The organism is Acidovorax sp. SUPP3334 (assembly GCF_030159055.1).
Lineage (GTDB): Bacteria > Pseudomonadota > Gammaproteobacteria > Burkholderiales > Burkholderiaceae_C > Paracidovorax.
Genome location: NZ_BQXQ01000128.1, coordinates 1 through 615 on the forward strand (window position 1 = coordinate 1; position 615 = coordinate 615).

At 66.8% G+C, this 615-nt stretch carries 1 pseudogene; it reads right to left on the reverse strand.

The window, feature by feature from the left end:
* Positions 1–615, reverse strand: a pseudogene (locus tag AVHM3334_RS23785) (RHS repeat-associated core domain-containing protein); the annotation flags it as partial.

A 615-nucleotide genomic window follows, 5' to 3' on the forward strand; every position in this document is an offset into this window, starting at 1 on the left:
AGCGCGTGGCCTGCCCCAGCGCATCGGTGCGCTGCACCAGTTGCCCCAGCGCGTCATACGCAAAGCGCGTGGTGCGGCCCGAGCAGTCGGTATAGGCAATCAGGTTGCCCGCCTCGTCCCAGTGCAGCACCTTCCTGCCGCCCTTGGCATCGGTCACCTCAACTGGCCGGCCTTGGCCGTCATATTGGAAGGTCGTGGTCTGGCCAAGCGGATCGGTCATCTGCACCAGATTGCCGTGGCGGTCGTAGGCACGCCGCCACTCGAAGCCCATGGCATCGCGCAGCGTGGTGACCAGATCGAGCGCGTTGTACTGCAGCGCAGTGGACTGCCCCAGGGCGTTGGTGACCTGCGTGAGATTGCCCCGCGCATCGTGCCTCAGCGTGGTGCGCCGGCCCAGCGGATCGATGCTGCCTTTGGCCGTTCCGGTGGAATCGAACGGCGTTTCCTCCCTCAACTCCTCGGGCGTTCCTTCTGCGATGACGGTGGCCACGATGTTGAAGCGCGCATCCCAGTGGTAGGCCGTCACGCGGCCCAGGCCGTCGGTGTGGCGGGTGATGCGTTCGTGGGGCAGGTAGGTGAAGCGGTCGTCGTCCTGGCCGGGGATGGGCGCATCGG